13 protein-coding genes are annotated in these 13,536 nt (G+C 64.5%); 10 read left to right on the top strand and 3 right to left on the bottom strand.

The window, feature by feature from the left end; translation table 11 throughout:
- The first annotated feature begins 13 nt into the window (after window positions 1-13).
- The 5 genes from APH44_RS00890 to APH44_RS00910 all read left to right on the top strand — a co-directional run bounded on the left by APH44_RS00890 (window position 14) and on the right by APH44_RS00910 (window position 4,640).
- Entirely contained in the window at window positions 14-616 is a 603-nt protein-coding gene (locus tag APH44_RS00890; RefSeq protein WP_054890799.1) for a cupin domain-containing protein, read from the top strand.
- Window positions 617-700: 84 nt separating this feature from the next.
- The gene (locus tag APH44_RS00895) at window positions 701-2,008 is read left to right on the top strand and encodes a substrate-binding domain-containing protein (protein WP_054890800.1); all 1,308 of its coding nucleotides are present in this window, start codon (window positions 701-703) and stop codon (window positions 2,006-2,008) included.
- Window positions 2,009-2,081: 73 nt separating this feature from the next.
- Entirely contained in the window at window positions 2,082-2,945 is an 864-nt protein-coding gene (locus APH44_RS00900) for a LysR family transcriptional regulator (protein ID WP_054890801.1), read from the top strand.
- Between the two features lie 117 nt (window positions 2,946-3,062).
- Window positions 3,063-3,980, top strand: a complete 918-nt coding sequence (locus APH44_RS00905) for an AEC family transporter (RefSeq protein WP_054890802.1) — start codon at window positions 3,063-3,065, stop codon at window positions 3,978-3,980.
- Window positions 3,981-4,028: 48 nt separating this feature from the next.
- A complete protein-coding gene (locus APH44_RS00910; RefSeq protein WP_054890803.1) occupies window positions 4,029-4,640 on the top strand; it encodes a cell wall hydrolase in 612 nt (203 codons plus the stop codon).
- 15 nt (window positions 4,641-4,655) lie between these two features.
- On the opposite strand, the gene APH44_RS00915 is transcribed toward APH44_RS00910, so the two are convergent.
- The gene (locus APH44_RS00915) at window positions 4,656-6,824 is read right to left on the bottom strand and encodes a TonB-dependent siderophore receptor (protein WP_054890804.1); all 2,169 of its coding nucleotides are present in this window, start codon (window positions 6,822-6,824) and stop codon (window positions 4,656-4,658) included.
- 256 nt (window positions 6,825-7,080) lie between these two features.
- Here APH44_RS00915 and APH44_RS00920 point away from each other — a divergent pair, with 256 nt between their 5' ends.
- The 3 genes from APH44_RS00920 (at window position 7,081) to APH44_RS00930 (ending at window position 9,114) form a co-directional block, all read left to right on the top strand.
- The gene (locus tag APH44_RS00920) at window positions 7,081-7,941 is read left to right on the top strand and encodes a CAP domain-containing protein (protein WP_054890805.1); all 861 of its coding nucleotides are present in this window, start codon (window positions 7,081-7,083) and stop codon (window positions 7,939-7,941) included.
- 109 nt (window positions 7,942-8,050) lie between these two features.
- Window positions 8,051-8,437: a VOC family protein gene (locus tag APH44_RS00925; RefSeq protein ID WP_054890806.1), complete on the top strand. Its 387-nt coding sequence runs from the start codon at window positions 8,051-8,053 to the stop codon at window positions 8,435-8,437.
- 89 nt (window positions 8,438-8,526) lie between these two features.
- Entirely contained in the window at window positions 8,527-9,114 is a 588-nt protein-coding gene (locus APH44_RS00930) for a hypothetical protein (RefSeq protein ID WP_054890807.1), read from the top strand.
- 68 nt (window positions 9,115-9,182) lie between these two features.
- On the opposite strand, the gene xerC is transcribed toward APH44_RS00930, so the two are convergent.
- Window positions 9,183-10,097, bottom strand: coding sequence for a tyrosine recombinase XerC (gene xerC, locus APH44_RS00935; protein ID WP_054890808.1), 915 nt, complete (start codon window positions 10,095-10,097; stop codon window positions 9,183-9,185).
- 167 nt (window positions 10,098-10,264) lie between these two features.
- Here xerC and APH44_RS00940 point away from each other — a divergent pair, with 167 nt between their 5' ends.
- Together APH44_RS00940 and APH44_RS00945 are read left to right on the top strand one after the other, a co-directional pair.
- A complete protein-coding gene (locus tag APH44_RS00940; RefSeq protein WP_054890809.1) occupies window positions 10,265-10,912 on the top strand; it encodes a DUF1345 domain-containing protein in 648 nt (215 codons plus the stop codon).
- 233 nt (window positions 10,913-11,145) lie between these two features.
- Entirely contained in the window at window positions 11,146-11,406 is a 261-nt protein-coding gene (locus tag APH44_RS00945) for a DUF1652 domain-containing protein (protein ID WP_054890810.1), read from the top strand.
- On the opposite strand, the gene APH44_RS00950 is transcribed toward APH44_RS00945, so the two are convergent.
- The gene (locus tag APH44_RS00950) at window positions 11,403-13,475 is read right to left on the bottom strand and encodes a bifunctional diguanylate cyclase/phosphodiesterase (protein ID WP_054890811.1); all 2,073 of its coding nucleotides are present in this window, start codon (window positions 13,473-13,475) and stop codon (window positions 11,403-11,405) included. The two genes, APH44_RS00945 and APH44_RS00950, sit on opposite strands and share 4 nt — an antisense overlap.
- Window positions 13,476-13,536: the final 61 nt, after the last annotated feature.

Genomic DNA, 13,536 nt, shown 5'->3' on the forward strand with positions numbered 1-13,536 from the left:
GGACCGACCCTTGATGAGCCAGCGTCCCCTCGTCCCGCAACTCGCCGAAGGCGGCACTACCGCCCCGCAGTTCCTCGGCTCCCGCATCCGCGGCCTGCGCAAGCGCCGCGGCATGACCCTGGCGGAGCTGGCCCGTCTGAGCGAGCTGACCGCCGGCTACATCAGCCAGCTGGAACGCAACCTTTCATACCCCTCGATCCCGGCGCTGTTCAACATCGCCCGCAGCCTGGGCGTGACCATCCAGTGGTTCTTCGCCAGCGAAGCCAGCACCGCGCCCGAGGACCAAGGCTTCGTGGTGCGCAGGCAAAGCCGCCTGAGCGTGCATTACGAAGATGGCGTGGTCGACCAGTTGCTCACCCCGCAACCCAACCGCCAGCTGGAGATGCTGCATTCACGCTTCCCGCCGGGCGCCTACAGCCAGGAAAGCTACAGCCACGAAGGCGAGGAAGCCGGCTATGTGTTGTCAGGGCGTTTCGAGCTGTGGGTAGGCGAACGCCACTTCCTGCTCGAAGAAGGCGACAGCTTCAGTTTTCCCAGCCAGGAGCCACACCGCTATGGCAACCCTGGCGAGGTGGACACGGTGGTCATCTGGGTGATCACGCCGCCAACCTTCTGAACGATCGCCTGCGCCTGATCGTCATTTTTCATTCACACCCCTGTCGTAATCTGCCGGACATACCTGTGCCTCAAGGATCCCGGCATGCCCCGCCCTCTCGCTGTTCTGCTCTGCCTGCTACCCCTGCTGGCTCAGGCGGAGCCCGCCACACTGCGTATCCAGGGCTCCAACACCATTGGCGCAGCACTGGGCCCTGCGCTGGTTCGTGGGCTGCTGCAGAGCCAAGGTGCACAAAACATCCGCAGCGAGCGTGGAAAACTGCCCAACGAGACTGACATCCGTGCCCGCGACGCCCAGGGCCAGCCATTGCTGATCAATATCGCCGCCCATGGTTCCAGCACCGGCTTCAGTGCCCTGGACAGCGGTGAAGCCGACCTTGCCGCCGCCTCGCGCCCTATCTCCGACCAGGAAGCCCAGCAACTGCAACGTCTGGGCGACCTGCGCAGCGCGGCCAGCGAGCAGGTGATCGGCCTGGACGGCGTCGCGGTCATAGTGCACCCCGACAACCGCCTGCAGCAGTTGAGTACCGCACAATTGGCACAGGTCTTCTCTGGCCAGATCCAACGCTGGGAGCAACTCGGCGTAGCGGGCGGTCCCATTCACCTGTACGCCCGTGACGACCGCTCCGGCACCTTCGAAACCTTTCGCGCCCTGGTTCTGCAACCGCAGGCACTGGAGCTCTCGCCACGGGCCGAACGCTTCGAATCCGGCGACGCCTTGGCCGAACGGGTCAAGGCCGATCCCGCTGCCATCGGCTTCAGCAGCCTGACCACCGTGCATGGCGCCAAGCTGCTGGCAATCGCCGAAGGTGATGCTCCAGCCCTGTTGCCAACCCATGCAGCCGTGGCCAGCGAAGACTATCCACTGTCGCGGCGGCTGTTCTTCTATCTGCCGACTCACCCGAATGCTCAGGCCAAGGCCTTGGCCGAATTCACCCAGAGCGCAGCCGGCCAGGCCATTGTCGCCGCCCAGGGTTTCGTCTCGCAGCAGGTCAAGGCAGTGCCGGTCGCGGTACAGGCCCAGATGCCCGCGCAATACCGTGCCCTGGCTGCAGAGGCCCAGCGCCTGAGCGTCAACTTCCGCTTCCAGGAAGGCAGCGCCAGCCTCGACAACAAGGCCCTGCGCGATGTACAGCGGGTCAGCGACTACCTGCGTCAGGTCGGCAAGCTGCATGACAAAACGGTACTGGTGGGGTTTGGCGACCCCAAGGAAACACCCGGCCGCGCCGCCCTGCTCTCGCGCCTGCGCGCCATGGCCGTGCGCCGCGAACTGGCGCGCAATGGCGTGGAGATCCGGGATGTCACCGGCATGGGTGATGAACTGCCGGTGGCCGACAACGACCTGGAACAGGGACGCCTGCGCAATCGCCGGGTCGAGGTCTGGGTCTACTGACCCGCCTGGCGCTTGCCCCCAGAGGCGCGATGCGCGTACCGTGCCGGGCATTCCTGTGCAGGAGAACCGTCGCGTGTCCCTCAAAGCCCTGCGTACCCTGGTCACCATCGCCCGCCACGGCACCTTCGCCCGCGCCGCCGACCTGCTGAGCCTGACCCCTTCGGCGGTCAGCCTGCACATCAAGACGCTCGAGGACGAACTGCAAGTGCCGCTGTTCGACCGCAGCCGCCGCCAGGTGACACTCACCGAAGCCGGGCAATTGGCCGTGGCACGCGCCGAAAGCATTCTCACCGCCTACGACGAGCTGGCCGACACCCTGGCCAGCGGCCCGAGCCTGCGTGGTCGGCTGCGTATCGGTGCGATCCATACCGTGCTCGCCCGACGCCTGCCAAAGGCGCTGGTGTGGATCAAGGCGCACCATCCGCAACTGCACATCAGCGTGGTCTCGGGCATGTCCGCCGAGCTGGCCCGGCGGATCGAAGACGGTGAACTGGACGCCGCCATCACCACCGAACCGGTCAGCCCCTACCCGCAGAGCCTGCAATTCAGCCCGCTGTTCTCGGACCGTTTCTGGGCCGTGGCCAGCCCTGACCTGGTCGGGCAAAGCCTGGCGCAACTGCTCGCCAGTCAACCGTTCCTGCGCTTCGACAAACGCGCCTGGGCGGGCCGGCAGATCGAACAGGAACTGCGCCGCCAGCATTTGCAGGTCAGCGAGCAGATGGAGCTGGACAGCCAGGAAGCCCTGGCACGCATGGCGGCAATGGGCCTCGGGGTGGCGATCATCCCGATGAGCGACGATGACCTGCAACGGCTGCCGCCCGCCACCGTGCTGCCCTTTGGCGAGCCGCAATTGAGTCGCCACGTGGTGTTGCTGGAACATGAAAAGAGTCAGCGCCGACACCTGAGCGCGGTGCTCAAGACCGCCTTGGGCAGTTGATCACGCAGCCACCCGCAACCATGCAGTTTTCCTCAACAGTCAATGCAGAAAACAACGGTTTTTTCTGCTGACTCACCCCGCTAACCTGTGCCGGTACCCGACCACGGAACCGCGACCATGCTGCCCCTGCTCCTCACCACCCTGGTGCCCATCATCCTGCTGATCGCCCTCGGCACCCTGTTGCGGGTGCGCGGTTTTCTCGCGGAGGGTTTCTGGCCCGGCGCCGAGCGCCTGAGCTACTACGTGCTGCTGCCCTCGCTGTTCCTGCATGGCCTGGCCACCGCCAACCTGGAGGGTGTACCGGTGTTCGGCATGGTCGGCGTGCTGATGCTCTCGACCCTGGCCGGCGCGCTCCTGCTGGTGCTCTACCAGGGCGCAGCAGGCCACGATGGCGCTGATTTCACCTCGGTGTTCCAGGGCGGCATACGCTTCAACAACTACATCGGCGCGACCCTGGCGGCAGGCATCTACGGCAGCGCCGGCATCGCCCTGGCGGCCGTGGCCAACGCGGCAATCGTGCCGCTGGTCAATCTGCTTTGCGTACTGGTGTTCGCCCGATTCAGCGCTCGCCACAGCTCTCCCCTCACCGTGCTGCGGGCGATTTTCGCCAACCCGTTGATCGTGGGCTGTGCGGCTGGCCTGCTGCTGCGGGTCACCGGCCTTGGCCTGCCGGCGGGCCTGGAACCCACGGTCAAGGCCCTTGGCCAGGCCGCCCTGCCCCTTGGGTTGCTGTGCGTCGGAGCGGCATTGGGCGGCGCGCGGATGGGCCAGCAGGTCAAGCCCCTGGTGGCCGCCTCGGCGTTCAAGTTCCTGGTCATGCCACTGACCACCTTCGGCCTGTGTCGCCTGCTCGGTCTCAGCGGCCAGGCCGCCGTGGTGGCCGTGCTGTTCCAGGCACTGCCCACCGCGTCGTCGTCCTACGTCATGGCCCGGCAGATGGGGGGCAACGCGCCGCTGATGGCGACCATCATCGCGTTGCAGACCGTCGCTGCAGCGGCCACCTTGCCATTGATGCTCAGCCTCACGCTAAGTTGAAGCCGCTTGGCTAGAATGGAGTCAGCTCACTGACGCGGAAGCCCGATCATGCGCCACTCGTGGATGGTCATCAGCCTGTTCCTGGCCCTGCCCGCAGGCCCGTTGCATGCCGCCGACAGCGCCAAGGCCGCAGTCGCCGAAGACAAGGCCCAGGCGCTGGAACAGAAAGTGGTAAACGACGCCCCGCCACCCAAGGCGCCGGAGAAGATCACCCCCACCGAGGTGCAGGCCGTGGACCCGGCCGGGCAGGCGCCGCTGGACGACAGCATCACCTGCCTTGCTCGCACCCTCTACTGGGAAGCAAAAGGCGCCGACGAGACAGACATGAAGGCAGTGGCCAGCGTAGTGCTCAACCGCCTGGGCAAGGACGGCTTCCCCGACACCATCTGCGGCGTGGTCAAGCAAGGCGTCGAGAGCAAGAGCTGCCAATTCTCTTGGTGGTGCGACGGGCGTCCTGACCAGGTCGAGGAAAAGGAGCGCTACGAGGTCGCCAAGGAAATCGCGCGCAAGGCGTTGAACCAGCAGTTGCGAGACAGCACCGCCGGAGCGCTGTACTTCCATGATCGCACTGTGCGGCCAGACTGGGCCAAGGCCTATCGGCGCACAGCGCAGACCACGCACTTCATCTTCTACAAGCCCAACCAGGCACTGGCGCGATAGCCCGGCGACGGGCCATCAGAAATCGATGGTCCCGGAGAACTTCACCAACCGAGGGTCGCCCTGGGTCAGGTAACCGCCGTTGGCCGAAGCCCAATAGTTCTTGTCGGTCAGGTTTTCGACGTTCATGCGCAAGGTGATGTCTTTTTCCTGCACGTTGAAGCGATAGCTCGCACCCACGTCGAAACGGTTCCAGGTCGGCAGGCTCAGGGTGTTGGCCGGGTTGGCGTACTGCCCGCCGGTGCGCAGCATGCGTGCATTGAGCGCCACGCCGTCGAGCCCTGGCACGTCCCAGTCGACGCTGGCATTGAGCTGGAAGGTCGGGACACCCACCGCGTGATTGCCATCGTTGGTGCCGTTCTGGGTGTTCTTCAGTTCCGTGTCCATGCGCGTACCACCGGCCATCAGGCGCAGGCCCGGCACCGGCTCGCCAAACACGCTGAGTTCAACGCCCTTGTTGACCTGCTCGCCGTCCTGCACATAAAGATTGCCCTGCACGTAGCCATCGGTGGGCCGCTCGATACGGAACACCGCCAGGTTGGCACCGTAGGTCTGGCGGTCGAACTTGATGCCCGCCTCGATCTGCTTGGTCTTGGCCGGCGGGAACACCTCACCGAGGTTGACCACCTGCCCCGATGCCGTGGCGCCCTGGGCCAGGCCCTGGATGCTGTTGGCGTACAACGAGACCGACGGGTTGAGCTTGTAGACGATGCCATACACCGGCGTGGTGACCGCTTCGTCGTAGAACGCAGTGCGTCCGGCGTCCACGCCCGTGCCGCGGTAGGCATAGCCTTCGACGCGCAGTTGCTGGCGACGCACGCCAGCGGTGAGCAGCAGCGTGTCGTCGAACAGGCCCACGGTATCGGACAACGCCAGGCTGCGGTTGCGGGTCTTGCCGGTCACGCCTGGGTCATCGAGCATGCCGCCGACCAGCGTAGGCGTGGTCGGCTTGGGCAGTGGGTTGGTGTTGAAGATGTTGGTGTTCTGCGAGCTGTAGAACACATAGGCGTTTTCCTGCTGGGTCCAGATGCTCGCCGCACCGAGATTCAGCTGGTGGCTCACCGGGCCGGTCTGGAAGCGGCCGTTGATACCGGCCATCAGGCTGGTGTTGTCTTCGTTGTGCGGGATCTGCGAACCGCCGATGGTCGCGGCGCCCGTGGCAGCGTTGGTGAGGACCGGCGTGCCGTAGAAGCCGTTCTCACGGGTGTGCTTGACGCCACCGCTGATGTACCCGCTCCAGTTCTCGTTGAAGTCGTAGTCGCCCCGCAGCATGCCGAAGGTGTCTTCGGTTTCGGTCCACGACCAGTCCTGGCCGTAGTTGTGATCGGCGCTCGGTGCGCGCGGGATGCTGGTCACCGCCGAACCCAGGCGCACCGAGTTGCGCAGGTGATTGACGCGCTGCTTCTGGTAACCGATGTCGGCCGACAGGCGCAGTTGGTCACCACGGTAGTCCAGCCCGGCGACGAACAGCTTGCTGCGTTGGTCCTGGTCGTCCACGGCGGTTTCGCCTTCACGCTGGGACAGGTTCAGGCGCGCACCGAAACGGTTGTCCTCACCGAAACGCTGACCGATGTCCAGGTGCTCACCCACCCGGCCATCACTGCTGATGTCCTGGGTGTAGCGCCGGATCGGCGTGTCGCCGGCGCGCTTGGGCTGCAAGTTGACGTTGCCGCCAAGGCCGGTGCCGGTAGGGCTGGCACCGTTGAGGAACGCGTTGGGGCCCTTGAACAGCTCGACCCGCTCTACCGCGTCGGTGGAGATCATCTGCCTCGGCAGCACACCATACAAGCCATTGAACGACACATCGTCGCCGCTCAACGGCAGGCCGCGGATCACGAAGACCTGGGACTGGTTGCCAAAGCCGAACGACTGGCGCACCGATGGGTCATTGAGCAGCACATCACCGATATCCTCGGCCTGCTGATCCTCGATCAACTGGGAGGTGTAGCTGGTCATGGTGAACGGCACGTCCATCATGTCCTGGTTGCCCAGCACGCCCATCTGCCCGCCACGGGCCACTTGCCCACCTGCGAAGGCCTCCGGCAACTGGGTGCGAGGCGCCTTGACGGCATCGGCGTTGATGGCGGTGGCGTCGAGCTCCAGCGGCGCGTCAGCCGCATGGGCAGCAACGCCAAGGGAACAGCAGAGGGCGAGCAGGGTCGGACGAAAAGGACAGGAACGTGCCATGAAAGGCTCCCGATGAGGTGAATGGAGCGCCTTCCTGGCATGCATGATTGCGAGTGAGTCGTGTTTATAATGGATATTGCGAATTATTTCCAACCAATCGCACTTTTTCGCCCTTCGCCGGTCTACTGCCTCTTTTGCCGCAACAATCGGTTGCCGGTGGTTTACTGCAACTCACAAGACGAGACCAACAGCCTACGGCTTGTGTAGGATGGGCAGCGCCAACACGAGGTCGCTGCCAGTCATAGGGAGATTCTTGATGCGCGTCCTGTCATCTGTTGCCTGCCTTGGCGCCCTGTCACTCGGCCTGGTCATTTCCACCAGTGCCCAGGCGATCAGCGGCGACGAAGCGCAACTGATCGAGTCGATCAATGCCTACCGCAGCCAGGCCCAGCGCTGCGGCGCCGCAGGCTCGCTGGAGCTGCCGCCGCTCAACAGCGACACCCGCCTGGCGCTGTCGCCGGAAGGCACCCGCGACCTGCAGCAGGCCATGACCCGTGCCGCCTACCCCATGGTCAACGTCCAGGCCATCAGCCTGTCCGGGCCACGGGATGCCAAGGCGGCGATGCACGCCATCGAAGAAAGCTTCTGCCAGGTGGTGCTCGACCCGCAGTTCGTGGATATCGGTGTCAGCCAGGAAGGCCGCGACTGGCGCATCGTGCTGGCGCGCCCGCTGCTCAGCGGGCGTCTGGGTGATTGGCAGGCAGAGGGTCAGAAACTGCTGCAAGAGGTCAATGCCGCGCGCAAGATCCCGCGCCAATGCGGCGGGCAGCCCTTCGCCGCAGCACCGGCCCTGAGCTGGAATGCCACGCTGGCCGGTGCCGCCGCCAACCACACGCGGGCGATGGCCAACCAGAACTTCTTCGATCATATCGACCGAGAGGGTCGCACGCCGGGTGACCGGGCCGAGCTTGCCGGGTATCTCTACCAGCAGATCGGCGAAAACATCGCTGCCGGCCGCGACACGCCACGCAAGGTGGTCGATGGCTGGCTGGCCAGCCCTGGCCACTGCGCAACGCTGATGAACCCCGATTACCGCGAACTGGGCGCCGCCTATGCCGTGGACCCCAAGAGCGATGCGGGGATCTACTGGACAGCAATGTTCGGGTCGCCGCAGTGAGGCGGATACAAGGGGTGCGCAGCGGCGTCGGCGCCTGACGCCATCAGACTGGTCAAATGCCGTACAGCGTCTTTACTTCAAGGTACGTCCCTCAGGAACGGTGCAGCCTATGAAGATCGTAGTCACCAGCATCCTCGTCGACGACCAGGCCAAGGCCCTGGCTTTCTATCATCACGTTCTGGGCTTCCAGCCCAAAGAAGACATCGCGATGGGCCGGTACCGCTGGCTCACCCTCACCTCCCCCAACGACCCCAATGGTGTCGAGCTGCTGCTCGAGCCCGACGTCCATCCGGCTGCCAAAACCTACAAGGCTGCACTCAAGGCCGACGGTATCCCGGCCACCTCCTTCGCAGTGCGTGACATCCAGGCCGAATACACGCGCCTGCACGCGGGCGGCGTCCTGTTCACCCAGCCACCTACGCCAATGGGGCCCGTCACCGTGGCGGTGTTCGACGATACCTGCGGCAACCTGATCCAGATCGCGCAACGCCATTGATCACAGCGCAATGCGGTAGAGGCGACAGCCCCCACGGCATCCGCTACATTCTGTTTACCCGCCAGCGCACATAGAACAAGGAAAAGCCGATGCGCTACGAATTCAGCGAAGTCCTGAACGACCTGGTCGACTATTTCCTCGTCGGCGACATCCAGCGCCTGGCGCGCTTCAAGGATGAAAACGCGCTACCCGACGACCTCGCCCGCGAATTCACCAGCACCGACAGCGGCGACCGTGCCGTGCTTGAAGGTGTAGTACTGCCTCTGGCGGGCATCGATAACCTGCCCTACCGCATCATCTTCAGCCTCGACGAACGGACCCCGGCCTTGCTCGAAGCCGGCAATCGCGTGGCACACCGCCGCGCAGGCTACGTGCTGCACGTGGAGAACCGGGCGTTGATGCTGTTCACCTGGCGCATGCTGCAGCACTTCACCAACAAGACCCTTGGCGACTTCATGGCCCGCTATCAGGTGCCAGGCCGGCCGATGATCGAACTCGACAACGGCTGGTACCAGGTCGAGGTCCTTGCCGGCGCAGTGGTGCGTGACGGGTTGTACGAGCCGGCGTTCGAATTCCTGCTCAGTCGCACACACTGCCAGCGGCCCGCCCCCGAGATCGACACCGGGTATCGCTTTTCGCTGGGTGGCGACGAAGTGCCCTCCGTCATCCCGCACTGACCCTTCCCCTCGGGGAGCTCCTGCTGGCAGTGGTACTCACAGACGCGGGCCGGGGCGAAACGCTGACCTCAATAATCGAACCGGTCCACCGCCCGCCGCCGCTCGTTGTCGTCACGCCGGTCATAACCTGCCGTGGTCTGGATATTCACGTGGTGGGCAAGTTTCTGGGCAATCGACAGATCGTGCTCTTCGATCACCCGGGTAATGAACGCCCGGCGAAAATCGTGCGGCATGATCTTCGCCCCCACCTGCGCGCCGCGCTGGCGGGCAATGTAGTAGATCGCATGCTTGGTGATGCGCGCACGGGTGATATGGCTGCCCCGGCGGATCCGGTTGAAGAGGAAGGGATCGTCCCCCGTGCCCTCCGGCAGTTGCGCGCGGCGCAGGTCAAGCCAGGCCTGCAGCTTGTCGAAGGCCCAGGCCGGGGCGTACTTGACCAGTTGCCGATTGCCCTTGCCCAGCACCTGCAGGCTGCGCTCGTGGAAATCGACATCGCACAAGTCGATGTCCACCGACTCGGACTTGCGCATGCCGGTGCCGTACAGCAAGGCGATGATCGCCGCATCGCGCACACCTTGCGGCCGCGGATCGGCAGCGCACACCTCCATCAGCTCACGGATCAGGCTGCGACGCAGGTTGCGCCCCGGCGGCAGGCGCGTGCCACTCGCAGGCTTGACCTCGCGAATCCTGAGCAGATGCTCGTGGTCGATCAGGCCCTGGCGCCAGGCCTCGTTCATCACCCCGCGCACGGCATTGACGTACAGCGAGGACGTGTTGGGCGCAAAACCATCGGCACGCAAGGCCGCCACCAGGGCAATCACGTGGCCAGGTTCGATCAGGTGCCAGGGCACCGCGGCGATGTCACAGTCGGCGAACCCCAGCCGGTCGGCGGCATCCTGGAGGATATAGCGCATGGTCAACTGGCTGGAGGGCGCCAGGCGTGCCAGGTACTGCAGCAAGGGATTGTGCAGGGAATCGGTCAAAACGTGGATCCTGTTGCGTGAAGCGAGTCATCACCTTGATACGCAAGGCTTTTATTGATGGCGAACGCGGATGGTACCTGATGATCGAGTTCGGATCGAACACGTGGCGATACAACATCACCTGGCGCAGGCTAAAGTGGAGGGCAATCCACCACCGCCGAGCGCCCATGGCTTTCTACCGCCTGACCCACACCCACCCACGCCTGACCCTTGCCACGCTCGTCGGCCTGCTCGGCGGCTGGCTGATTTCCGCAGACGACTGGACCCAACGTTTTCTCGCCGGCTGGAACCTCGGCGTCTGGCTGTACCTGGCGCTGGTGCTGTGGCTGACCTGGCGCGCCACATCGCAGACCGTGCGCAAGGTGGCCAACATCGAGGACGAGAACGCAGGCCTGGTGCTGTTTACCGTGTGCATCGCTGCTATTGCCAGCCTGGTCGCCGTGACCCTGCAACTGGCCTCCAGCCGCGGCCTGCACGGTAGCGCGCAGGCCCTGCACTACCTGTATACCGGCCTGACCGTGGCCGGATCCTGGTTGCTGATCGGTTGTATCTTCAGCCTGCACTATGCGCGGCTGTTCTACACCGACAGCCGCAAGGAACCCCCTCTGCGCTTCGCCGATGGCGAGCGCAACCCCGACTATTGGGACTTCCACTATTTCGCTTTCACCCTCAGTGTCGCGGTCCAGACCTCCGACATCGGCGTGGCCAGCCGCGGCATGCGCCGGGTGGTACTGGCCCACTCCCTGGTCGGTTTCGTGTTCAACACCGCGATCCTGGGCTTCACCATCAATATCGCTGCCGGCCTGCTCAGTTGACCGCTGGTCTGAAAGCGCAAGTCGCTCAAGCTCGCCGCCGTTCCTCGCCAGGCCACGAGGTAAACGCTTGCACGCATGGCCGCCGCAGATTTGCCAGAGCCGCATGGATGTGACCTGGGTCAAGCATTCGCCGATTTGTCATCTTCGCTGCGCGACACTGGCGCCGTAGCTGCTATGTTTAGGTTTCGCCGTACAACGACCAGGCGCCCGAACACCCGGAAATGGAGGCTGGCATGAACAAGATGACGTTCCCCAACGCCTGCCAGGTAATGCGCTGGCATTTCCACCCCTTGGGCTTCGAGGCCAGCATGGATGCGCCCCGCAGCATGGTCGCGCGGTTGTTCGACCGGGCCACCGGCGAAACCGTACTGGCCATCGCTGGTATTCCCTGCGCCGCGATCATGGCTGCGGCAGATGTGGAACGCATCATCGAGGCAGTCGAAGCCGAGATGGACGCGTTCATGCCCTTCCCTACCCTGCGCGACGCCGGTTAACCCTCCTCGCCCTGCTTCAGCCCTTGCATGAACTGCTCGGCCGGTACCGGCTGCCCCAGCAAGTAACCCTGCAACGAGTCGCAGCCCAAGCGGGTCAGGAAGTCCTGCTGACGGTCGGTTTCAACGCCCTCGGCCACGATCCGCAAGCCCAACGCCTGCCCCAGTGCAACGATCGCCGAGACGATCGCGGCATCGTCGCTGTCATGCTCCAGGTCGCGGACAAAACCGCGGTCGATCTTCAGTTCGTTCGCCGGCAGACGCTTGAGGTACATCAGGCTGGAATAGCCCGTGCCGAAGTCGTCGATGGACAAATCGACGCCCATGTCGGACAGGCGCTGCAACACCGTCAGGCTGGCATCGGCATCGCGCATGGCGGTGGTCTCGGTGATCTCCAGGGTCAGGCGGTTGGCCGGCAGGCCGTTATCGGCCAGGGCCCGGGCGACACTGTCGACCAACCCTGAATGGCAGAACTGGATCGCCGACAGGTTCACCGCGATGCGCCAATGTTCATGGCCCTGATCCAGCCACAGGCGCATCTGCCGACAGGCCTCGCCCAGCACCCATTCGCCGATGGGGATGATCAGGCCGGTCTTCTCCGCCAGGCCGATGAAACGGTCCGGCAGCAACATCCCTTGCTGGGGGTGCTCCCAACGCAACAAGGCCTCGGCGCCGATCGGCGTGCATCGGTGCGCGTCGAACTTGGGTTGGTAATACAGGCGGAACTGGCCATGCTCGAGCGCCGCGCGCAGGTCCTGCAGCAATTGCAGTTGCTGGCGGGCATTGCTGTTCATCGAGGTGTCGAAAAAACTGTAGCCATTCTTCCCGGCACTCTTGGCGTGATACATGGCCGCATCGGCGTTGCGCAACAGTTCGTGCTGGTCCTGGCCGTTACCCGGATAGAGCACGATACCCACGCTTGCCGAGAGTTGCAGGTCGTGGTCTGCCACGCGGAAAGGCCTGGCCACCAGATTGACCTGCTTGTCCGCCACGCCCACGGCATCGTCGGGCTCCTGCAACTCGACCAGCAGGACAAACTCGTCGCCGCCAATCCGCGCGAGGGTGTCCTGGCTATGCAGATGCCCGCGCAACCGCGCAGCCACGGCCTTGAGCAACTGATCGCCAACATGGTGACCAAAGGCATCGTTGACCGGCTTGAACCCGTCCAGGTCGATGAACATCAGCGCAAAGCAACCGCCTTGCTCTGCCACCTTGGCCATGGCCTGCTCGATACGGTCGGCCAGCAAGGTACGGTTCGGCAGCCCGGTCAGGGTGTCATGCAGGGCCAGTTGCGTCAGCTCCTGGTTGGCCTGGGTCAATGAGCGCGCAAGTTCCGCGGTGCGGGATTCGAGGCGCGCGTCCAGCACCGACGTCAGCAAGGCCACCGCCAGCACCGCCAGGGTGGTGATCAGTACTGCATAGTCCAGCCAGTCACCAGACAACCCGCCGACCAGCGCACCGCAGTAACTGCCCACGGGGAAGTTGGCCGCCGCCATGCCGGTGTAGTGCATGCCGACGATGGCAACCCCCATCAGCACCGCAGCAGCACCGCGGATCTGCCGAACGTACGGCGTCTGCCTGCGCAGGCGGAAGGCAATCCACAAGGCTGCCGCCGAGGCGCCCACGGCGATGGCCAGCGAAGCACCGAACAGCGTTGGGTCGTAGTCGATCCCGGGCAGCATCTGCAAGGCAGCCATGCCGGTGTAGTGCATGCAGGCGATGCCGGTACCCATGAACAGCGCACCCAACCCCACCTGCGGGCAACTCAATCGCGGCTGGCTGACCAACCACAAGGCAAAGCCTGCAGACAACACGGCGATCAGCAGTGACAGCGCGGTCAAGCCCAGGTCGTAGCCCAGCTCGATGGGCAACTCGAAGGCCAGCATGCCGATGAAGTGCATCGACCAGATGCCGGTTCCCATCGCCAGCGCCCCGCCGCCCATCCACAGATACACCGCGCGACCCTTGGCGGTGGCGATGCGGCCTGCGAGGTCGAGTGCGGTGTAGGATGCCAGGATGGCCACGCACAGCGAGATCAACACCAGCGAAGAGGAGTAGCTACCTGTCAGCATTTCAAGTTCCGGCAGAGGGCGAGGAAGGGCCCGGAAAAGGCGGAGGATTCTACGCGAACAG

It is taken from the genome of Pseudomonas sp. NBRC 111143, from assembly GCF_001320965.1.
GTDB lineage: Bacteria > Pseudomonadota > Gammaproteobacteria > Pseudomonadales > Pseudomonadaceae > Aquipseudomonas > Aquipseudomonas machongensis.